Below are 19,684 nucleotides of genomic sequence, written 5' to 3'. Positions count from 1 at the left end.
CGAAGCGGGCGAGAGGTTCGAGCTAGTAGACTCCCGACCCGTGTCGCTGCCCCCTCATACCGGGGTCAGCAGCCGGGTCTGGTCCACCAGTTCCCGCGCCACCTCGACTCGGAACTTCAGAGGCCCGCCCAGCATCGCGTTGGCGCTGCCCGCCGCCACGGCCAGCCGCAGCGCGTCGGGAGCCGACTGGCCGCCCTGACGCGCCCACAGAAAGGTTCCCAGCAGCGTGTCGCCGCTGCCGACAGGATTGCGCACCTCGATGTGAGGGGCCTCGACCTCCCAGACCTCCGCACCGATCAGGGCCGCGCCTCGTTCTCCGCGTGTCAGCAGGACCTCAACGCCACTGCGGCGATGCAGCTCACGGGCAGACTCCAGGCTCGGGCTGCCGATCAGCCCTTCCAGCTCGTGTTCGTTGGGCTTGATCAGGCTGGCCCCGGCCTCGAGGGCGGCTTGCAGTCCCGCGCCGCTGCTGTCCACCACCGGCCTGCCGAGGCCGCGCAGCATTTCAATGAATGCCGTTGTTGGTGTTCCTGGCGCGAGGCTGCCGCAGACCACCACCTGACCTTCCGGCAGTCGCGCCAGCAGCCGGGCCACCGCTTCCGGCTGATACGGGGGACCCGCTTCATTGATCTCGGTGGGGTGGCCGCCTGAATCACCGCCGCTGAGGAGAGCCTGACACTCGCGGGTCTCGCCCTCACCGTTCTCCAGTACGCTGCCCAGACCCTCGGCGTCCAGCAGGGCACGGAAGTGCTGGCCATTGAAGCCGCCCACCACGCCTGCCACACAGCTCGCGCCGCCGAAGGCCCGCACGGCCCGTGCCAGGTTGACGCCCTTGCCCCCCGCCGCCACCGTCAGGCCCGTGACGCGGTGGAGCTGGCCCGGCAGCAGCGGACGGTCCAGGGTCATCGTCCGGTCCAGCGACAGGTTGGGGGTCAGGGCGACGATCATGCCCGGTCCGCGCCGCCCAGCGCACGGATGTACGTCTCGGCACGGGCCTGCATGGCGTCGCGCCCGGCTCCCAGGTACTGGCGGGCGTCTTTGGCTCCGCCGTCCAGCGCCGCCCGAACGGCGGCCGTAAAGGCCAGCGTCAGATCGGTGGCGAGGTTGATCTTGGCGACGCCGAGTCTGGCCGCCCGTGCCAGCGCGTCGAGCGGCACGCTGCTGGCCCCGTGAAGCACCAGCGGCAGGGTGGTCAACTCGGCCAGCCGCTCCAGTCGCTCAAAATCCAGGTGGGCGTTCTTGCTCTCCTGCTTGTGTGCGCTACCGATATCCACCGCCAGAATGTCGCAGCCGCTGCCCCGAATGAAGGCGGCCAGGTGCGCCGGATCATCGTGGCGCTCGCCACTGCGCTCGCCCTTGACCACCACCTCGTACTCGGCCTCGAAGTAGCTGCCTGAGTCGTGGGCCGCGTTCGCCAGACGGCGCAGGGTGGCCGGGTCATCCCCTTCGAGCATCACGCCGTCGAAGCCCAGGTTCAGGGCTTCGAGCGCCACAGCTTCGTCCTCGGCGTGGTCGAAGTGCAGCAGCACAGGCACGCTGGCCTGTGCTTTCAGGCTCAGGCCCAGTGCGGCGAGTTGCGTCAGTCCGCCGTGCCGGGCGGCGTTCTGGGAGAACTGGAGGATCACCGGCGCATGCGCAGCTTCGGCCGCCCGCACGATGGCCTGCGCGGTTTCCAGATTGACCGCGTTGAAGGCCGCCAGCGCGTACCCCCCGGCGCGGGCAGCACGAATGATTCCGGCGGCAGACAGGGCCGGCGAGGGAGAGGCCACCGTCACGCGAGGGTCACCACTTTGGTCAGGTGCCGGGGGGTCAGGGTGTCCAGACCCTTGGCCTGCGCCACGCACTCGCCGAGCATCTGGAGGGCAGGCAGCACGCCCAGCGCGCGGGTGCTGGCGTCGCCCTGCAACTCAAAACTCACGTCCCCCGGCCCGCCGAACCCGATCACGCGCGCTCCCTTGCCACTCAGTTCACGGGCCAGTTTGCTTTCCTCGGCTGCCGAATCGGGGTGATACAGCAAGACAGCGGCGGTGCGTTCGTCCACCAAGCTGATCGGGCCGTGGCGGTATTCCATCGGGTGGTACGCCTGGGTGTAGGTCAGGCTCATCTCCTGGAGCTTCAGTGCGCCCTCCTGGGCGAGCCCGTACAGCGAACCTGCACCCAGGAAGACGAAGTGCGAGCGTCCGGCGATGGCGGCAGCGAACTGTTCGCGCGCTTCATGCAGCAGGTGTTCGGAAGCCTGAATGCCTTCAGCCGTCACGTCCAGCCCTGCCAGTCGCAATCCCAGCAACAGCATCAAGCTGGCCGAGGCGGTCATCACGATGCCTTCCTCCGGGTGGGTGGGCGCGTACAGCACGGTGTCGGCGTTTTTCGCCAGGCTGCTGCCCGATTCGCAGGTCAGGCCTGTGACATGCAGCCCCTCGTTGCGGCTGCGGACGGCGGCCTGAACCGTCTCGGTGGATTCGCCGCTGCGCGAGAAGGCCAGGACGTGCGGGCGCGTCCCCGCTGGCAGGTACGATTCCGGACGGTGCAGCCACTCGCCGCCGGGCACGGCCAGCGCCCGGAAGCCCGCCTCGTTCAGCGCGGCAGCCACGCTCTGGGCCAGGTAGTAGGAGGTGCCGCAGCCGATCAGGATGTGCGTCTGGTGGCGGTCAAGGACAGGCAGACTGGACTGGGCCGCCTGCTTCCACAGGGGAAATTGTTCCTGGATACTGCGGACGGTGGGATTCATGGTTGCTCCTGAAGAAGAGGTGCGGTGGACGAAAGGTGCAGCAGGGCCGTGCGGACACGTTCCCGCCAGAGCGTTCCGGTGTCGAATCCGGCCCGCACGGCGGCGTGTAAGACGGCGCCGCCCAGTGGGGGCAGCGCGGGTGGTTGCGGTGGGCCGAGGAGGGTGGTCAGTGCGCCCAGCACCGTGCGGCTGCCCAGCACGCTGCCCGCGTAGCTCCACGGCAGATCGGGGCTGCCAAGCTGCCGGCGGGCGGCGCTGACGTGCTGGGCCAGAAGGTCGGCAGCGTCCAGCAAAATGGTGTGGGCGGTCAGCTGACCGTCCCCGGCCAGTTGATCGACCAAACGTGCCAGCGTGGCGACGGCGGAGCGGGTATGCGGCTGCCCGTAGTACCACTCCAGCAGACCCGACTGGGTGAGCGCGCCTCCCAGCAGAGGAATCAGCAGTGCCTGCGCGAAGTCGGCGTCGGCATGCCTGCCGTCCAGCGCTTGACTCGCCAGACTGAGTGCCCGCCGCCCGATCCAGTAGGCGCTGCCCTCGTCGCCGAAGCCCTCGCCCCAGCCGCCCGTGCGCACCTGACGTGCCCCGTCGCTGCCCCAGGCCATCGAGCCGGTCCCGGCCAGCAGCAAGACACCCGGTCCACCCGCGAAAGCGCCTACGAAGGCGGCCTCCACGTCGTTCAGGGCGCTGTGCGGGCAGTCGGGCCACAAATCGGCGCAGACGCTGAGCTGCCGGGCACTGATGACCGGGGACTCACCGTAACCGGGCAGGCCCAGCCCCGTGTGGGCCAGCGGGCCGGGAGCGGGGTGGGCGCTCAGAAAGGCCCGCAGGACGGCCTCCCAGTCCGGGCGGTCGAAGGGGTTGATGCCGGGGGCGGTGAACGGCCCCACCACCTCGCCCGCGCCGCTCACGTAGGCCAGCGCGGTCTTGCTACCGCCGCCGTCCAGGCCCAGCACCCACAGCTGCTCCGCCCGCCTCGTCATTACTTGGCCGTTTTCAGCAGGGTGTTCATATCAGTAGACGCCTGCTTGATCGCGTCGGGCAGCGTAGCGTTGCCGGTCCAGGCCAGGTTCAGCTTCTGACTCAGCACCGTCAGCACTTCCGGGAGCACTTTCAGGTTACGCAGGCTGGCGTTGATGACCACCGAGTTGGGAAGCTGCGAAAAGACCGTCTGGGCGTTGCGGCCAGGCAGCGCCTGGAGATACTGACTCTTGTAGTTCTCGGCCAGGGTGGGCAGCAGACCCCGCTGGGCAAGCAGCCGCTGGGCCTGGGGGCTGGTGTTCATCCAGGTGATCAAAGTCTGGGCGGCGTCCTTGTTCTTGCTGCCTGCCGGGATCACCAGCGCGTGGGCGCTGACCACCGGGTGCGGCTGCTTGCCGTCCACACTGGGGAACGGCGCGAAGGCCCAGTCCAGATCCTTGTTCTGATCCCAGGTGCTGACCATCCAGCTGCCCTGCACCAGAATGCCCATCTGCCCGGCCAGGAACATCTGATAGCCCTGCTGGCTGGCCGCCTGCGGACCGGGGGCCACCTTGTCCTTGTAAATCAGGTCCAGCAGTTTTTGCGAGGTCTTGGCGAAGGTGGCGTCCAGGCTGGCCGCGTAGCCGGTGCCGGTCTTCTGGATCAGGCCCTTGCCGCCCGCGCCGTAGTAAAAGCTCATGCCGTATTCCAGATCGCCCTGGAGGTCCGCGCCGTTGATGCCGTAGATCTGCTTGCCGTCCTTGGTGAAGGTCAGCTTCTTGGCGGCGTCCACCATCTGATCGAAGGTCCAGTTTGCGGTGGGAATCGGCACGCCGCGCTCCTTGAAGAGGGCCCGGTTGATATAGACCGTGACCGGCTGCGGGCCCAGCGGCACGCCGTAAAGCTGGTTGTTGACCTTATAAGGTGCAGCGCGCACGTTGGGCAGCGCCGCCGTCGTCTTGGCGTCCAGCTTGATCGGGGCGAGTGCGCCCTGGGACTGGTAGAAGGGGAAGTTGTCGAGGTTCATCCACATGACGTCGAAGGTGCTGCCGCCCGCCACCATCGCGGCGGCCTTCTGCCAGTAGACGCCCCAGGGCACCAGGTTGTACTTGACCTGAATGTCCGCGTGCGATTTGTTGAAAGCGGCGATCAGCGCCTCGTCGGCCTGCTGACGGGTCCCGTCCCAGGTGGCGTAGTCGATGGTCGTGGCGGCGCTGGCGGCGGACAGGCTCAGGGCGGCAAGGAAAAACAGGGTCTTGGGTGCGGTCAACTTGGACATGGGGTTCCTCCAGAGGGATGAGAAGGCGGGGAAAAGCGCAGCGCGCGGACGTTGGACACAGGCGTTACCCTTTCAGGCCGCTGGTAATGGCGGCGTCGGTGAGGTAGCGCTGGACGAACATGTAGGCGATGACGGTGGGCAGCGTGGACAGGGTGGCCCCCGCCATCAGCACCGGGATATTGACCGAGTACTGGTTTTGCAGGCTCAGCAGGCCCACCGGCAGCAGCATCTTCTCGCTCGACTGCAACACGATTAGCGGCCAGATAAACGACTGCCAGTTCCCCAGGAAGCTAAACAGCCACGCCGCCGCGATTGCGCCCTTGGCGGCGGGGAGCGCCACATGCCGCAGCGCCGTGAACCACGAGCCGCCGTCGATCAAGACGCTTTCTTCGAGCGACCTGGGCAGCGAGCGGAAGAACTGAAACAGCAGGAACACGGTGAAGCCGCTGGCGATGCTGGGCACGATCAGGGCCGTGAAGCTGTCGTACCAGCCGAGGTAGCGGATCAGCAAGAAGACCGGGATGATCGTCACCTGCCAGGGAATCATCAGGGAGAGCAGGTGCGAGCCGAACCACAGCCCCTGCCCCGGAAAACGCAGCCGGGCGAAAGCGTAGGCGGCGGGCGCGGCGGACAGGATGTTCAGACTGGCGATCAGCACGCTGGTCCACACCGAGTTGAAGAACATCCGGGCAAAGGGAATGGTGTTGAAGAGCTGGGTGAAATTGGCGACACTCCACTTGGCCGGGAGCCACACCGGTGGCCAGGTGTACGCCTCGGCGGGAGTCTTGAAGGCGGTCAGAATCATCCAGGCGAACGGCAGCAGGATGACGACAGCGCCCAGCGTCAAGAGGCCCAGCAGCGCCGCCTGCGATCCCTGCGACCTGGCCTTGAGCGAAACGTCGCGGCGGGTTAGCACTTCGGGTGCGGGTTCAGACCTGGTCATAGTTCACCCACTTGTTCTGGTTGCGCCACTGAACCACCATCAGGCCGATCAAGATGATGGCCAGCAGCCAGGCCAGTGCCGAGGCGTAGCCCATCTTGAAGAAGGTGAAGGCCGTCTTGTAGATGTAGAGTGCGACGGTGGTGCTGCTGTCGCCGGGGCCGCCGTTGGAGAGCACCAGCACGGCCTCGAACACCTGCAAGGCCCCGATCACACTCAGCACCATCACCAGGAAGATGGTGGGGCTGATCATCGGCAGGGTGATGAAGCGGAAGGTGTCGAGCGGTCTGGCTCCGTCGAGCTGGGCGGCCTCGTAGAGTTCTCTGGGCACGCTCGCCAGCGAGGCCAGAAACAGGATGATGCCCTGCCCGGAACCCTGCCACACGCTGAAGACGGCCACGGCAGGCAGCACCCAGGCGGGCGAGCCGAGCCAGTTGGGACCGTGGACGCCCAGCCAGCCCAGAATCAGGTTGACCAGTCCCTGCGGCGCGAGCAGCACCTGCCACAGCAGCGCCACCGCCACACCAATGGTGACCATCGGCAGGTAGTACACCGTGCGGAACACCGTGCGCAGCCAGCCCGACTTGAGGTTGTTGATCCACACCGCCAGCGTCAGCGCGATGATGACTCCGGTGGGCACCGCCAGCAGCACGTAGATCAGGGTGTGTGACAGGGCCGAGGTGGCACGCGGGTCTTGCAGGGCCGTGGCGTAGTTCTGGAGGCCCACGAAGTTGGGTTTGCTCAGGCCGCCCCAGTCGGTGAGCGAGATGCCCAGCGAGGCGGCGATCGGCAAGACCGCAAAGGCCAGGATCCCCAGGGTGCTGGGCAAGATCAGCAGCACGGCCATCAGCGTTTCCTGCCGCCGCATCGGGGAGGCGCGGCGCTTGCGGGCGGTCAGGGTGACCAGTGGAGCGGTGTGCTGCATCCTGACTCCTTAAGGCTTGCCGACGGCCAGACCGACGGGGTAACGGCTTTCCAGGCCAACGGTCAGGTTCGGCGTGGGATTGACGGTGCTCAGCGCTGAAGCGGGGAAACGGTTCAGTGAGCCGGGGTCGGCGGTGTTCGTTCCGGCCACACCTGCCGCGCCCGTCTTGTTGATGACCCACAAATTGCCCAGGCTATCGAATGCCAGGCCCGCCGGGTCATACAGGCCGGAGGTGATGGTCTTGGTCACGGCGGTGTCGCCGTTCACCGCGTAGGGGCCGTTGGCGGCGGGCAGAGCAGCGATATTCACGGCCATCACCTTGCTCACGCCTGCGTTCTTACCGCTGATCCACAGCGCGCCGCTGCGAACGGTGAGTGTGCCGCCGCCCAAGTCGTTGAGCGTCGTGGGGAAGCTGTAGACGCCGCTCAGGGTGGGCGTCGCCGCCACGTCGTATTTCAGGATCAGGCCGAAGTTGGTGTTCAGCCACAGCGTATTGCCGTCCAGTGCCACCATTTGCGGAAAGCCCAGCCCCAGGGCGCGGTCCACGTTGAAGCCGACCGCCTCGGTGGCCGAGCGGTTGTCGTAGCGGCCCACATGTGGCGTCATCACGGCCGCGCCGCCTGGCGTGCTGCCGCTCTGCACCACCCAGAGGCGGTCTTGTGCGTCCACCGCCAGCCCCGTCGGATAGCTCAGGGCGCTGATTTGGGTGAGGGCTGCGCCGCTGTTGAGACTGAACGACGGATAGCGGGTCACTTTTCCGGCGGCCACGTTGTCCACGACGTATTGATTGCCCGCCGAGTCCAGCGCCACGTTCCAGGCCTGCTGCACGCTCGCCGTGGGCAGGCTGCGGGCTGGGGCGGTCGTCGGCGTCAAGCTGGCGCTGCCATCAAAAGCCAGCACTTTCCCCAGTCCGGCCTGCGCGACGAACACACTGTCACCTGTGGTGTTCCAGGCTTTCAGACGCAGGTCATAGCGCATGCTCTCGCCCTGGCTCTGCGCCCTGACCGGGATGATGTACGTGTCGGCGGCGGCCGAGGCGGGCACATTCAGTGTCAACGTCACCTGCGTCTGCGGCCCCGGCGTGATTTGTGTTTGACTCAGGCTGGCGGTGATTCCGGCGGGCAGGCTGCCCAGGCTGAAATTCACTTTGCCGCTGTAGCCATTGACGGCGGCGACGTTCAGCGTGGCAGTGGCGCTGCGGCCCACGCCGGTGTTCAACGAAGGCGGCGAGAAGGTGGTGTTGAAATCGGGAGCCGTCACCTTGTCGTAGGTCTCGCAGCCGGGGATGGCCCTGATCTGGGGCGTGCTGTCGGCGTACTCGTAAACCCGGTTGAAGGCCGCGTCCGAGTAAGCGGCGATCCAACCGTCCTTGTGCTCGCTGGCACGCAGGTCGCGGGCAAAGTTGTACGAGGCGCACTGCACCGCGTTGTTGTCCGGATGGCCGAAGTCCTGCTGAAAGACCACGCCGCCCGCCCGGAAGTACTCCAGCGCCAGGGCGTCCCGGTTGGCGCGGTAGGCCCGGTCTCTGGACGCGTCGGTGGGTGTCTGGCGGGCGTAATACTGCGTCCAGGTCTCGTAGTTCTGCGGCTGAAAGGGCCACACGGTATCGTCAGCGGTCGGGCTGGGTTTGTTGGACTTGGTGATGGCCACCTCGTGCATCACGGCGTCCACATACCCCTGTGAGCCGTCACCCGCGTTCTGACGGTCGAGCAGCAGATCAAAGCCGCCGTTTTGAACCAGCAGAGCGTTTCCAGCCTCCGCCCGCAGCGCCTTGATGGTGTCGATGTAGGCCCGGCGCATGGTGGAATAGTCCGGGCGGCCCGCACTCAGCGAAACTGCCCCCTCGCTGTACGGCTGCGAAGTCGCTGCGGCATCATCGGCATTCTTGAAAAATTCGGCGTCGTCGGCCGTATCCAGAAACAGACCGTCGAAGCCCCGGTCCAGCAGCACGTCGGCCTGCTGGACCACGAAGGCGCGCACCGCCGGATTGGTCAGATTCAGAATGTACGCGCCGAAGTTGCCGTTGACCCCCAGAAACCACTTGGGACTGTCGTTTTTGTGGGCATCGTAAATGACTTGCCCCGTCTTGGCGACGCCGCCCTCGTAGTAGGTGTTGTTGTTGCCCAGTTCGCCAATCGCCAGGTAAACGGCTCCGTAACTGATGTTCTGAATGGCACTGAGCTGATCTGGCGTGATGTCCGGCTGGACGATGTCGAAGTCCTTCTGGCCCAGCGCCGTCAGCGTGGCGTTGTCGGGCACGCGGTAGTAGGTGGCGAAGCTGGCGACTTTGGAGGTACCGTCACTCCGGCGCAGGCGCGAGGGCGCTTTGCTGGCGAGCGCCTGGGAAGTCAGGGAAGCTGGGGTAGACGGTCTTTGCCCGGCGTGCTGAAGGCTAATCTGCTCAGCGCCGTTCGGGAGGCTTGTCGAGCCGCAGGACGCCAAGCTGATGCCAGCGGTGATCAGGAGCAGTGTAGACGGCCTGACTCCCCGGCGCTTCACGGATTGGCCTCGTAGACCTTGTCGAGGCTGATGGTCGAGACGTAGGGCACGAAACCGTAGGATTTGGCCCGCTGGTAATCGCGGGTAATCATGTCCTGCTGCTCAGGCTGCGCGTAATCGAGTGCCAGCACCTTGAGGCCGCGCTTGGACAACGCCTCTACGAAGCTGGGATCGCCGCTCACGTCGCCGTAGGTCTTCTTGTCGAAGTTGTAGCTGCTCGAAAAACTCTCGAACATCACCGCGTCGATGCTGGGTGCCGTCTGGTTGAGCAGCGCGAAGCCCCGGTTCTGCACGATCACGGCGTCGGGGTAGGCGGCGCGCAGGTCCTGCACGATCTTGACCAGTCCCGGCGCGATCTTGGGGTAGAGATCGGCGGTGTCGAGCGTGTCGAGGAAGAAGCCGTCGAGGCCCTCTGCGTTCAGCTTCGCGGCCTGATCAGCCACGATCTTCTGCCAGCCGGGCTGCGAGGCGTCGATGAACTGCGAGCCCCAGTTCTTGTTCTCGCCGAGAATCCAGCTCGGGTCCACCGTCGGTGCGGCGGCGGCGTTGCGGTCCAGCTCACCGATGGTCATGTAGGCCACGACGCGGGTGCCGTTGTCGTGGAGCATCTTGAGCTGCGCGGCGTTCACGGTGCTGGGCTGCACGATGGCAAGGTCGTAGTTCAGCAGCTTCTGTACGTCGGCGGCCGCGTTGCCGTAGTACACCGCGTACGAGCCGATGTCCGACAGGCGACTGGCCAGCGGCGATCCTGCCGGGGACTTGCCCAGCTTCTCGGTGACGGCGGTTGCCAGGGCGCTGGCGTCGGCGGGCTGTTCGGTAAAAGCCAGGTAGCCGTAGTTGTTGGGTGAGTTGAAGTCGCCGCCCACCGGCCAGATCGGGAACTCGGCGGCCTTCTGGTGCTCGCGGCCCACTTTCAGCGCCCAGATGTCACCGGCCTTGACAGCAGGGAAGGTGGCGGTGTTCAGCGGAATCGCCAGTTCCAGCACCCAGCGGTTGTCCTCGATGCGCCCCACACTCTTGTAGTCGGTGGTCGCGGTGTACGCCTTGAAGCGCGTGCCCGCCGGGTTGATGGCGAAGTGGGCCTCGACGGGCGCGTTCACGAACGGCTGGGTGCGGACAAACAGCTCCATCACGTCGTCGTTCCACCACTCGCCCGCGTCCGTGTTGAGGACAGCCTTGACGGTGTCCTTGGGCTGATCGAACACGCCCAGCACGTACAGGTTCTGGTCGTCGTAGGCCAGGCTGTAATACCCGCTGTTGTTCACCGGCACGCTGGGCACGCCGTTGCTGAGCACGACTTTGTACTGCGGCAGGCCGTCCCACTGCTTCAGGTCGCCGCCCACATTGATGGTGCGCTTGACCGCCTGGGCCACGCTGCTCGCCGGAACACCGGCATTGCTCTGGGCCAAACCGAGGGTCAGGAGGGCGAGGGCCAGGGTCATGCCGGAGCGGTGTGCGGTGATCTTCAGGGTGCTTTTCATAAATTCCTCCCGAGCGGAACAAACGTGGTATCGAGTTTGAGTTCGGCCAGCCGTGTCTTCCAGACGCCGTCCAGCCCGCTGTCGGTGATGACCGTGTGGATCTCGGCGATGGGAGCCACTGCGTAGGGCGCGCTGCTGCCGAACTTGCTGGCATCGGCGAGTAAAACGGCCTGCGAGGTGCGGGCGATCATGGCCCGGTTGAGGCTGGCCTCGGCAGGATTCAGGGTGTACATCTGGGCGTCGCCGCGCACGGCACTGGTGCCCAAGTACAGTTGATCGAACCAGAATTCGCCCAGCAGCCGCTCGGCATAGGGGCCGACTATACTCAGGTTCTCGTTGCGCAGTTGCCCGCCCAGCAGGTTGACGCTCAGGCCCTCCACGTTCACCAGGTCCTGCGCGACGGCCAGACCGTTGGTGAAGATGGTCAGCGGGAGGGGCTCAACGCGCAGCCGCCGGGCGAGCTGCAAGACAGTGGTGCCCGCATCCAGAAAGATGGTGGTGTGGGGCCGCAGCAGGCCGTATGCCACCTCACCGATGGCCCGCTTGGCGTCCAGATGTTCCTGTACACGCGACTGGAAGGCCATTTCCGGTCCGGCGGCCTCGGCCAGCCGCGCTCCGCCATGGGTGCGCGTGACAATGCCGTTTTCCTCCAGGCGCTGCAAATCCCGCCGGATGGTCACGATGGACGCGCCCGTCGCCTCCGCCAGTTCCTGCACGTTGGCAAAGCCCGCGCTGTAGAGGTGGTGTTGAATCTTGTTGATACGGTCCGACTGCATGAAGCACCTCTGGCCGCTGCGGGGCCATTCGACATGGGCTGGGTTGGGTGTGTGCGCTGATCGATTGCAGACACGCTAGCACCTGAATCGATCAAAAGCAAACATTTATATGATCGTATCTGGCTATACGATCTGCCTTCTGAAATCGGAACGAAACCGGAGATGCGGTGGGTCGCCGTCCTCGCACACGGCCCAGAAGTGGCAGGCTTGCACTTCGCAGGTAACTGCCCGCGTCACTCACGCCATTTTTTAAGGTGAGCCACCGGTGATCCTGCGCCAGCTTTGTGGAAGTCGTAGGTGTGCTGGACGATGGAGACTGACATGACGGCCAGTCAATGTCTGTACACTGCCGGGTTCGGAGAGGAAGGTGTGCGCCTGGTGATCAGCAGCCGTTGTGCGGAGATTGCCCGAAAGCTCGGGATTTCCTCAAGGAGCCGCTGGCCGCCTCGCCTGCTTAATGCCTTCGTGCCAGACTTGAACGGCACCGGATCGGCTGATTCGGCTGAGGGTGGCCGTGACCCAGATCCCTTCACGCCTGAAGGCCACCGAGGAACGGGCCGGCGCAGTTGATAACCTGATTCGCAATGCCCCTGACCCTGCTCGGCACCAAGCTCCACCCTCCCGTTCCCACCGCGCATCTGATCGCGCGGCCCCAGCTTCTCGCGCTGCTCGAACGGGGGCATGGGTGCCAGGCTGATGCTCATCTCGTCTCCGGCAGGCACAGGCAAATCCACGGTGCTGGCGGCCTGGCTGCGGCAACAAAGCCGCCCCGCCGCCTGGCTTCCTCTCGACAAGGGCGACAACGACCTGGGCCAGTTTTTGCTATATCTGGTCAGCGCTGTGCAACAGCTCGGTCCTGGCCTGGGCGTGGGCCTGCCCGAACTGCTTCGGCAGCAAAGTGAAGTGAGCGCCGAGCCCTTGCTGATTCAGCTCACCAACGATCTGGCTCAGCTTGGCGGCCAGGTCATTCTGGTTACAGCTACAGCGCGCAGAGCGTGGACGCCGCCGGAAACACCTCGGCCTCCTCCGAAGCACAGTCGGTCAAGCTCAGGAGCGCCGCTCCGGTTGCGCCGCAGCGCGTCAGCCGACTTGAAGGCACTGCTGGCAAACAACATCAGCTGGAGTGCCGTATCTGGCGTTTCTGTGGTCGTGTACCGGTTCGACAAGGCAGGGAGTCCTGCCCTTCAGCTGTCTGGTCTGCTGACCACGGCCTCCTTTACCGATGCGCAGGGCACGCCCGACAGCCAGTATCAGCTGCGCGCCGTCGATGAGCGCGGGCAGATGAGCGCCCTCACGCCGCCCCAGCCGGTGGCAAAACCGTGAAGCCAGTACCAGAAGAACGGTCGGGCAGGGCTACGTCGGGTGGATTGAGCCCTCAGCAGGAGACCCTGACAGAATTCCAACGTAGCCACTTCCGCTGGCTCTCGGGCACAACGGCACTGACCGGGCTTGCCCGCTCGGTCAAGAAAGCGCTTCTTTTCTGGCAGATGTTCTAAGCTGAGGAGCGTGACGACCCCGCCCCAGCCTCGACGGTCCAGCCTTCAGCACATCATCGAGTTCGTTCAAGCGGCCTTCAGCGAACAGCCGGAGGTCGCTTTGGCGTTCGAGCGCTGCTTTCCCAATAGCTTGGAAACCACCCTGCACTCCCAGGCCGCTGGCCAGACCTTCGTGGTGACGGGCGACATTCCGGCCATGTGGTTGCGCGACAGCACGGCGCAGGTGTGGCCGTATCTGGCGTTGTGCGCCCAGGACGCCGAACTCAGCCGCCTGATCGCGGGCGTGATCGCCACCCAGGCCGACCAACTGCTGGCCGATCCCTACGCCAATGCCTTCAATGCCCTGCCCAGCGGCGCGGGCCACACGGCAGACCAGCCCAGGCGGCACCCGCTGGTGTGGGAGCGGAAGTTCGAATTGGACTCGCTGTGCTACCCCATCCGGCTGGCGCACCGCTACTGGCAGCTGACCGGCAACGCGGCGGCGTTGGGCAAAAGGGTTCACCAGGCGGCCCGCAGCGTGCTCGGCGTGCTGCAAACCGAGCAGCACCACGCTGAGCGCAGCGCTTACCAATTCTGGCGGCCCGACGCGGCCAGCACCGACAACCTGCCGAATGGTGGCAGGGGCCGTCCAGTGGGCTATACCGGCCTGATCTGGAGCGCCTTCCGGCCCAGCGACGACGCCTGCGAGTTCAACTACAACATTCCCGGCAACATGATGGCGAGCGTGGAACTCGGCCATCTGGCAGAGCTGGCGCAGGAGGTCTGGAACGACGATCAGCTCCGCACCGACGCCCTCCAGCTCAGGGCCGAGATCGAGGCGGGTCTGAAGCAATTCGCTGTCGCCGAGCACCCCCGCTTCGGTACCGTCTACGCCTACGAGGTAGACGGCCTCGGTGGGCAACTCCTGATGGACGATGCCAACATTCCCAGTTTGCTGTCGGCACCCTACCTGGGCTACTGCCCGGTGGACGACGCCACCTACCAGCACACCCGCGCCCTGGTGCTGAGCGGCGAGAACCCGTACTTCTTTTCGGGGACAGCGGCGCAGGGCGTCGGCAGCCCGCACACTCCGCCGCAGCACATCTGGCCGCTAGCGCTGGCGATGCGCGGCCTGACGGCAGACACGGCCAGCGAACGGGCCGCCATGCTGGCCGTGCTGGTCGGCACCACGGCGGGCACCAACCTGATGCACGAGAGCTTTCACGTCGACGACCCTGCCATATTTACGCGCGAGTGGTTCGGCTGGGCCAACAGCCTCTTCAGCGAACTGGTGATGTCGCACACCGGCGCTTCCGCCGGGCCATCAACGTGGCCAGCAGCTGACCAGGGTGCCGTCTGACAGCACCTGCGCTCAATTCCGAACCATTTGAGAAGACGCTTTCGCGAATTCAAGCCGACCTGGCCTAGGAGGGTGGATGACGGGAGCGAATCTCGAGGTTCACTGAAAGCAGAAGGTCCGCGTCATCCACCTAGCCAGAAATAGGTCACGGACATCACGCTCATCCCCACAACGGAAAGCTGGCTGTACCTGGCCAGCGGTGTGAATCCGTTCTCCAGAAAGATTATCGGCTGGGTACTGAACGAGCGTCTTCACCTCTGGTCATGGACACCCTGAGTATGGCCCGGCACAGAAGGAAACCAAGTGCCGGATAGCTCCACCATGCTGACCGTGGGAGGTCAGTACACTGGCCACCTCTACCGACAGGCCCTTGACCACTGGAAGGCGATCCAGAGGATGAGCAGCAAAGCAAAGTGCTGGGACAAGGCTGTGCAGGAGAGCTTTTTTTCAACCCTAGAATGTGGAGCTTGACCTCCGGCGGCCACGCGGTACATATGGTCCAGATCCGCAGTCGGGTGTTCGAATGGATTGAGATGTTTTACAACCGGCGACGTCGTCACTCGCCGCTTGGCTAACGCTCCCCAGCCGCTTTCAAGGAGCAAGCCCTTGTCATTTCAGTTTAATGCTGATCGGGCGAGCGGTCATACGGACTGCGGCCCGACTTCCAGAGAAAAAACCATAAAGACTGGACGGGCCGCTTTTCAAGTTCAGGCTGGATGAATTGCACTTCCGCCAGTCGTCAGCTCAGTCGTCTGCCGGCTCAGCCAGCACCGCCTTGAGCAGATCGGGGCGGTCGGTGTCGATGCCGTCGATGCCCATCGCCAGCAATCGGCGCATTTCCGCCGGGTCGTTGATGGTCCAGACGTGCACTGCTACGCCGCGTCCGTGCATCTGGCGCACGAAGCTGGGCGTCACCACCTCGATGCCGCCGGAGCGCACCGGCACCTGGGCAGCCTGCCCCGGCGCTTTTGCCAAGCTGGAAAGCCCCACCTTGCTTAGCAGCACCAGCGGGCGCAGTTCGCTTTCGGTCATGCTGGTGGCAACTTCGGGGCACTCGGCACGGAAATCCTGCATGGCCTTGTCGCTAAAACTGGCGACCATGACTTTGCCGGTCATCTGGTGCTGGCGCAGAGCCGCGCAAAACGGCTGGGCAACGCTGGGCGTGTCCTGTTTGATCTCAACGGTCCAGGGCAGTTCGGGGTGGGCCGAGAGCGCCTCCTCCAACGTGGGAATGCTCAGCCCCTGGCCCCGGTACGGGTAACTCTGTCCGCTGTCGGGGGTGAAGCGGTATCCGGCGTCGAGCTGCTTGAGCTGCGCCAGGGTCATCTCGCGGATCGCGCCGTGCCCATCGGTCAGGCGGTCAACCGTGTCGTCATGCGAGAGCACCAGCACGCCGTCCTGGGTAGCGTGCATGTCGGTGTCGAGCATCTGCACACCGAGCTTGGCGGCGTTGTCGAAGGCCAGCAGAGTGTTGCTGGGCCACAGGTCCTCTCCGCCCTGGTGGGCCAGAATCCAGGCCGGAGAGGTGATGTAGTGATTCTCAACCGCCGGTCTGGACGAGCAGGCGGAGAGTGCTGCAGTCAGGAGCAAGCCGGTGAGCCAGGAGCGCATGGCCCCAGCATACGATCTGCCGGGTGGCTCTACTCCTGCACATGCTCCAGGGCGCTGCCGATCAGGCCGTTGACGTGCTGGTCGAGCAGACGGTAGTAGGCCACCCGGCCCACCTTGCGAAATGTCACCAATCGGTGCGCACGCAAGAGCCGCAATTGATGGCTCACCGCGCTCTCGCTGAGTCCCACCACCGCCGCCAGATCGCAGACGCACAGTTCGCAGGCGTTCAGGGCGCTCAGCAGCCGCAGCCGGGTCGGGTCGGCCACCACCTTCAGCAGGGCGCTGGCATCGTCCACGCAGTGTTGGTCCGGCAGAGCGGCGCGGGCCGTCTGCACCGCTTCGGGGTGAACGCAGTTGACCTCGCACACAGCATCGTCAGGCAGGGGCGTGGGAAGTTGAGAAGCGATTCTCATTCGCTCAGTCTAGCGCCTGGCGATGGGGCATCAGGGATGCAACTCGCCGTGATCGTGATGATCGCCGCTCTCCGCATGCAGGCCCGGCGCTTCGATCTGCACGGTGCTGTGCCCCAGATCGTACCGGCGGGCCAGCGCCTGCACCCGCGCCAGCAAATCGGTGGGCGGCTGGGCTGACACCAGATGGGCCGTCAGGTTGTGCTGGCCGCTGGTCACGCTCCAGACGTGCAGATCGTGAACCTCGCTGATGCCGGGCAACTCCTCCAGTGCCGAGCGTAGGGCGTCCAGGTTCAGCTCCTCGGGAACACCCTCCATCAGCACGTTCACGCTGCTTTTCAGCAGGGTCCAGGTGCGTGGAATGACCCACAGGCCGATCAAGGCCCCCAGCACCGGGTCGATCCAATCCAGGCCCGTGAAGCGGATCAGGACTGCGCCCACGATGACAGCCACCGAGCCGAGCAAATCGCCCAGCACTTCCAGATACGCTGACTTGACGTTGAGACTGTCGCTGCTGCCCGCCACCAGCAGCCGGGCGCTGATGACGTTCACGATCAGGCCCAGCACCGCCACGATCAGCATCGGAGTGGTCTGCACCTCGACCGGGCTGCGCAGCCGTAGATACGCTTCATAGAGAATGTAGAGGCCGATGGCCAGCAGCACGCCCGCGTTGAGCGCCGCCGCCAGAATCTCGGCGCGGCGGTAGCCGAAGGTGCGCTGCTTGTCGGCGGGGCGCTGGCCCATCTTGATGGCAAACAGCGAGAGGGCCAACGCCGCCGCGTCGGTGAGCATGTGTCCGGCGTCGGAGAGCAGGGCCAGCGAGCTGGAGAGAAAGCCGTAGACGACTTCCACCACCAGAAAAGTGCCCACCAGCCCCAGCACGATGCTGAGCTGACGGGCATTGGCGTTCTCGCCGTGGTTGTGGCTGTGGGTCATGCGGTGCAGGTTAGCAAGTGGGCAGGCAGGGCGGTTCTTTCAGCCGTGACCAGGCCTTAAGCACTCGCGGAGCGTTGCCTCTCCAGCTGCGGCGCTTCAAGCCGCTTGAAGCGCCAGCCCAGCAGCCGCAGGGCGTTGGCGGTGACGAGGGCAGTGGCTCCGGTATCGGCCAGAATCGCCATCCACAGGTTGGTGTAGCCGAGCAGGGTGGTGATCAGGAAAATCAGCTTGAGGCCCAGCGCGAAGGCGATGTTCTGCTTGATGTTGAGCATGGCGCTGCGCGACAGCCCGACGAGTGCCGGAATGCCCGACACTTCCGAGCGTAGCAGGGCAGCGTCGGCGGTTTCCAGCGCCACGTCGGTGCCGCCGCCCATGGCGATGCCCACGTCGGCCTGGGCCAGCGCTGGAGCGTCGTTGATGCCGTCGCCGACCATCGCCACGCCGCCTGCCCGACTCAGTTCAGCGATAACCCGCAGTTTGTCTTCCGGCAGCAGGTCAGCCTGCACCTCGCTTTCGCTCAGGCCCAGATCAAAGGCGATGGCGCGGGCGGTGCGGGCGTTGTCGCCGGTCAGCATCAGCGGACGAATGCCCATGAGCCGCAGCTCAGCCAGTGCTGCCTTCGCCTCCGGGCGCGGTTCGTCGCGCAGCGCCAGCACGCCCAGTGCCTGATTGCCGTCCAGCAGCACGACGGCGGTGCGCCCCTGCGTCTCGAAGGTCTCGATGACCCTCTGCAACGGGGCCGGAAGCAGGCCCAGGCTGGCGGCGTGGCGCGGCGAGGCGACCCTGAGTGAGCGGCCCTCCACCGTGGCGCGGGCCGCCTGACCCGGCAGGGCTTCGGCGTCGCGGCTCGCTGGAATAATCAGCTGTTGCCGCCCGGCTTCCTCCACGATGGCGCGGGCCAGCGGATGATCGCTGCCGCTTTCCACGGCGGCGGCCAAGCGCAGAATCTCGGTTTCGTCGCCGTTCAGGCCCACCACGCCGGTCAGACGGGGCCGCCCCGCCGTCAGGGTGCCAGTCTTGTCGAAGGCCACCGTCTTGACGCCGCCGATGAGTTCCAGCGCCGCACCGCCCTTGAGCAGCAGGCCGCGCTTGGCCCCGGCACTCACCGCGCTGGTAATGGCGGCGGGCACGCTCAGTACCAGCGCGCAGGGGCAGCCGATGAGCAACAGGCTGAGGGATTTATAGAGCCAGGTGTGCCACTCGCCGCCGAACAGGAGGGGCGGCACCAGGGCCACCAGCGCCGCTACCGCCACCACACCCGGCGTGTAGGCGCGGCTGAAGCGGTCGATGAAGCGGGCGGTGGGCGCTTTGCTGGCCTCGGCTTCCTCGACCAGATGAATGATGCGGGCGATGGTGTTGTCGCTGGCCGCCCGCTCCACTTCCACCGTCAGCACGCCCGACTGGTTGATGCTGCCCGCGAAGACGCTCTCGCCCACGCCCTTGTCGACAGGTACGCTCTCCCCAGTAATGGGGCTGTCGTCCAGGCTGGACGCGCCGCTGAGGATTCGCCCGTCGGCAGGCACGCGGGCACCGGGGCGCACCTGCACCTGCTGACCGATCCTGAGCGAGTCGGCTTTGACCTCGCGCACCTGATCGCCTTCCAGCAGCAGGGCGGTTTTGGGGGCCAGTGCCGCGAGCGCCTGAATCCCGGCCCGCGCCTTCCCCGCCGCCACGCCTTCGAGCAGTTCGCCCACCGCGAAGAAGAACACCACGACCGCGCCCTCTGCCGCCTGCCCGATCAGCACGGCCCCGATGGCGGCGACGGCGACCAGCAGGTTGATGCTGAAGTAATCGCCGAAGCGGGCGCTGGCCATCGACTTCTTCAGCAGCGGCCAGACGCCCAGCACGGTGGCAGCGACGTAGCCGTACACCGAGAACCCCGGCTCGATGAAGCTGAAGGCAAAGGCCAGTGCCAGCAACACGCCCGAGGCCATCACCAGCTTGCCCTGACCGGTGGCGTACCAGGGCTTGCCGGGTTCGGCTTCGTGGGTGTGGCTGTGAGCATGGGCGTGGCCCGCTTCGCCTTGAGAGTGCGCGTCCTCCAGCTGAGTTTGGCCACCCCGCAGCGACGGCGCGTAACCCAGACTCTTGAGGTTGGCTTCCAGCCTGGCCCTCGGCGTCTGCTGTTCGTCCAGTTGCAGTTCCAGCGTCTGCTTGTTGAAGCTGGTCCTGACCTCCGCCGCGCCGGGCAGGGTCGCCACCATCTGCTCGACCTTGCGCACGCAACCGGCACAGTCCATGCCTTCCACGAAATATTCCAGGGTCGGGGACGGTTGGAGAAGCGGCGCACTTGACATGCCTACAGTC

The 19,684-nt window shown here is 65.6% G+C and carries 16 protein-coding genes; 2 read left to right on the top strand and 14 right to left on the bottom strand.

All coding sequences use genetic code 11. The features are described from left to right. Nucleotides 1-54 precede the first annotated feature (54 nt). The 10 genes from GUI70_RS02680 to GUI70_RS02635 form a co-directional block, all read right to left on the bottom strand. A complete protein-coding gene (locus GUI70_RS02680; protein ID WP_161880751.1) occupies nucleotides 55-948 on the bottom strand; it encodes a 1-phosphofructokinase family hexose kinase in 894 nt (297 codons plus the stop codon). Continuing rightward, nucleotides 945-1,775: a class II fructose-bisphosphate aldolase gene (locus tag GUI70_RS02675; protein WP_161880750.1), complete on the bottom strand. Its 831-nt coding sequence runs from the start codon at nucleotides 1,773-1,775 to the stop codon at nucleotides 945-947. The genes GUI70_RS02680 and GUI70_RS02675 overlap by 4 nt, the downstream gene beginning before the upstream one ends. Next, nucleotides 1,772-2,728 (bottom strand): SIS domain-containing protein, encoded by a 957-nt coding sequence (locus GUI70_RS02670; RefSeq protein WP_161880749.1) that lies wholly within the window; start codon nucleotides 2,726-2,728, stop codon nucleotides 1,772-1,774. The genes GUI70_RS02675 and GUI70_RS02670 overlap by 4 nt, the downstream gene beginning before the upstream one ends. Then, entirely contained in the window at nucleotides 2,725-3,708 is a 984-nt protein-coding gene (locus GUI70_RS02665) for an N-acetylglucosamine kinase (protein WP_161880748.1), read from the bottom strand. The genes GUI70_RS02670 and GUI70_RS02665 overlap by 4 nt, the downstream gene beginning before the upstream one ends. After that, nucleotides 3,708-4,964 carry an ABC transporter substrate-binding protein gene (locus GUI70_RS02660; RefSeq protein WP_161880747.1) on the bottom strand — a complete coding sequence of 419 codons (1,257 nt, stop codon included), beginning with the start codon at nucleotides 4,962-4,964 and terminating at the stop codon, nucleotides 3,708-3,710. Before GUI70_RS02660 ends, GUI70_RS02665 begins: the two co-directional genes overlap by 1 nt. A 64-nt stretch (nucleotides 4,965-5,028) precedes the next feature. Further along, complete coding sequence (locus tag GUI70_RS02655; RefSeq protein ID WP_161880746.1) at nucleotides 5,029-5,907, bottom strand: carbohydrate ABC transporter permease; 879 nt, start codon at nucleotides 5,905-5,907, stop codon at nucleotides 5,029-5,031. Next, on the bottom strand, nucleotides 5,894-6,829 hold the full coding sequence (locus tag GUI70_RS02650; protein WP_161880745.1) for a carbohydrate ABC transporter permease: 936 nt from the start codon (nucleotides 6,827-6,829) through the stop codon (nucleotides 5,894-5,896). The genes GUI70_RS02655 and GUI70_RS02650 overlap by 14 nt, the downstream gene beginning before the upstream one ends. A 9-nt stretch (nucleotides 6,830-6,838) precedes the next feature. Then, the gene (locus GUI70_RS02645; RefSeq protein ID WP_161880744.1) at nucleotides 6,839-9,328 is read right to left on the bottom strand and encodes a hypothetical protein; all 2,490 of its coding nucleotides are present in this window, start codon (nucleotides 9,326-9,328) and stop codon (nucleotides 6,839-6,841) included. Continuing rightward, the gene (locus GUI70_RS02640; RefSeq protein WP_161880743.1) at nucleotides 9,325-10,809 is read right to left on the bottom strand and encodes an endo alpha-1,4 polygalactosaminidase; all 1,485 of its coding nucleotides are present in this window, start codon (nucleotides 10,807-10,809) and stop codon (nucleotides 9,325-9,327) included. The genes GUI70_RS02645 and GUI70_RS02640 overlap by 4 nt, the downstream gene beginning before the upstream one ends. Further along, nucleotides 10,806-11,585: a DeoR/GlpR family DNA-binding transcription regulator gene (locus GUI70_RS02635; protein WP_161880742.1), complete on the bottom strand. Its 780-nt coding sequence runs from the start codon at nucleotides 11,583-11,585 to the stop codon at nucleotides 10,806-10,808. Before GUI70_RS02635 ends, GUI70_RS02640 begins: the two co-directional genes overlap by 4 nt. A gap of 696 nt (nucleotides 11,586-12,281) precedes the next feature. Here GUI70_RS02635 and GUI70_RS02630 point away from each other — a divergent pair. Beyond that, entirely contained in the window at nucleotides 12,282-12,908 is a 627-nt protein-coding gene (locus tag GUI70_RS02630; RefSeq protein ID WP_161880741.1) for a hypothetical protein, read from the top strand. Nucleotides 12,909-13,091: 183 nt separating this feature from the next. Next, nucleotides 13,092-14,420, top strand: coding sequence for a glycoside hydrolase family 125 protein (locus GUI70_RS02625; RefSeq protein WP_161880740.1), 1,329 nt, complete (start codon nucleotides 13,092-13,094; stop codon nucleotides 14,418-14,420). A gap of 744 nt (nucleotides 14,421-15,164) precedes the next feature. Here the strand turns inward: GUI70_RS02625 and GUI70_RS02620 are convergent. Genes GUI70_RS02620 through GUI70_RS02605 form a run of 4 tightly spaced genes read right to left on the bottom strand, consistent with a single transcriptional unit; the run spans nucleotide 15,165 to nucleotide 19,674 of the window. Then, a complete protein-coding gene (locus GUI70_RS02620) occupies nucleotides 15,165-16,031 on the bottom strand; it encodes a glycerophosphodiester phosphodiesterase family protein (protein WP_161880739.1) in 867 nt (288 codons plus the stop codon). A gap of 29 nt (nucleotides 16,032-16,060) precedes the next feature. Next, nucleotides 16,061-16,444, bottom strand: a complete 384-nt coding sequence (locus GUI70_RS02615; protein WP_161880738.1) for an ArsR/SmtB family transcription factor — start codon at nucleotides 16,442-16,444, stop codon at nucleotides 16,061-16,063. Nucleotides 16,445-16,474: 30 nt separating this feature from the next. Next, nucleotides 16,475-17,377, bottom strand: coding sequence for a cation diffusion facilitator family transporter (locus GUI70_RS02610; RefSeq protein ID WP_161880737.1), 903 nt, complete (start codon nucleotides 17,375-17,377; stop codon nucleotides 16,475-16,477). A 56-nt stretch (nucleotides 17,378-17,433) separates the two neighbouring features. Next, nucleotides 17,434-19,674 (bottom strand): heavy metal translocating P-type ATPase, encoded by a 2,241-nt coding sequence (locus GUI70_RS02605; RefSeq protein ID WP_161880736.1) that lies wholly within the window; start codon nucleotides 19,672-19,674, stop codon nucleotides 17,434-17,436. Nucleotides 19,675-19,684: the final 10 nt, after the last annotated feature.

It is taken from the genome of Deinococcus alpinitundrae (genome assembly GCF_009982895.1).
GTDB lineage: Bacteria > Deinococcota > Deinococci > Deinococcales > Deinococcaceae > Deinococcus > Deinococcus alpinitundrae.
Note: the sequence above shows the minus strand (reverse complement) of the source record. Positions and strands in the feature narration are given on the sequence as shown.

Excerpts from the sequence above, each read along its gene's own strand:
- GUI70_RS02680 (WP_161880751.1), bottom strand. The coding sequence starts at position 948 with ATGATCGTCGCCCTGACCCCCAACCTGTCGCTGGACCGGACGATGACC.
- GUI70_RS02670 (WP_161880749.1), bottom strand. The coding sequence starts at position 2,728 with ATGAATCCCACCGTCCGCAGTATCCAGGAACAATTTCCCCTGTGGAAG.
- GUI70_RS02665 (WP_161880748.1), bottom strand. The coding sequence starts at position 3,708 with ATGACGAGGCGGGCGGAGCAGCTGTGGGTGCTGGGCCTGGACGGCGGC.
- GUI70_RS02660 (WP_161880747.1), bottom strand. The coding sequence starts at position 4,964 with ATGTCCAAGTTGACCGCACCCAAGACCCTGTTTTTCCTTGCCGCCCTG.
- GUI70_RS02655 (WP_161880746.1), bottom strand. The coding sequence starts at position 5,907 with ATGACCAGGTCTGAACCCGCACCCGAAGTGCTAACCCGCCGCGACGTT.
- GUI70_RS02650 (WP_161880745.1), bottom strand. The coding sequence starts at position 6,829 with ATGCAGCACACCGCTCCACTGGTCACCCTGACCGCCCGCAAGCGCCGC.
- GUI70_RS02640 (WP_161880743.1), bottom strand. The coding sequence starts at position 10,809 with ATGAAAAGCACCCTGAAGATCACCGCACACCGCTCCGGCATGACCCTG.
- GUI70_RS02635 (WP_161880742.1), bottom strand. The coding sequence starts at position 11,585 with ATGCAGTCGGACCGTATCAACAAGATTCAACACCACCTCTACAGCGCG.
- GUI70_RS02630 (WP_161880741.1), top strand. The coding sequence starts at position 12,282 with ATGCTCATCTCGTCTCCGGCAGGCACAGGCAAATCCACGGTGCTGGCG.
- GUI70_RS02620 (WP_161880739.1), bottom strand. The coding sequence starts at position 16,031 with ATGCGCTCCTGGCTCACCGGCTTGCTCCTGACTGCAGCACTCTCCGCC.
- GUI70_RS02615 (WP_161880738.1), bottom strand. The coding sequence starts at position 16,444 with ATGAGAATCGCTTCTCAACTTCCCACGCCCCTGCCTGACGATGCTGTG.
- GUI70_RS02610 (WP_161880737.1), bottom strand. The coding sequence starts at position 17,377 with ATGACCCACAGCCACAACCACGGCGAGAACGCCAATGCCCGTCAGCTC.
- GUI70_RS02605 (WP_161880736.1), bottom strand. The coding sequence starts at position 19,674 with ATGTCAAGTGCGCCGCTTCTCCAACCGTCCCCGACCCTGGAATATTTC.